This is a genomic window from Phocaeicola faecicola (genome assembly GCF_013618865.1).
Taxonomy (GTDB): Bacteria; Bacteroidota; Bacteroidia; order Bacteroidales; family Bacteroidaceae; genus Phocaeicola; species Phocaeicola faecicola.
In genome coordinates this window covers 1-523 of the sequence record NZ_JABSOE010000176.1, presented here as the reverse complement: position 1 = coordinate 523, position 523 = coordinate 1, and the positions used below count along the sequence as shown (strand labels likewise).

General features: G+C 57.0%; 1 rRNA gene. It reads right to left on the bottom strand.

Features of this window, described 5'->3' with window-relative positions:
* Window positions 1–15 precede the first annotated feature (15 nt).
* Window positions 16–523, bottom strand: a 16S ribosomal RNA gene (locus H3001_RS19235); the annotation flags it as partial.

Genomic DNA, 523 nt, shown 5'->3' with positions numbered 1-523 from the left:
TCGGTTTCACTCCAGAAAGGAGGTGTTCCAGCCGCACCTTCCGGTACGGCTACCTTGTTACGACTTAGCCCCAATTACCGGTTTTACCCTAGGACGCTCCTTGCGGTTACGCACTTCAGGTACCCCCGGCTTTCATGGCTTGACGGGCGGTGTGTACAAGGCCCGGGAACGTATTCACCGCGCCGTGGCTGATGCGCGATTACTAGCGAATCCAGCTTCGTGGAGTCGGGTTGCAGACTCCAGTCCGAACTGAGAGAGGCTTTTGGGATTAGCTGCCCGTCGCCGGGTCGCAGCCTTCTGTACCTCCCATTGTAACACGTGTGTAGCCCCGGACGTAAGGGCCGTGCTGATTTGACGTCATCCCCGCCTTCCTCACATCTTACGATGGCAGTCTGGCCAGAGTCCTCAGCATTACCTGTTAGTAACTGACCACAAGGGTTGCGCTCGTTATGGCACTTAAGCCGACACCTCACGGCACGAGCTGACGACAACCATGCAGCACCTTCACAGAAGTCCGAAGACT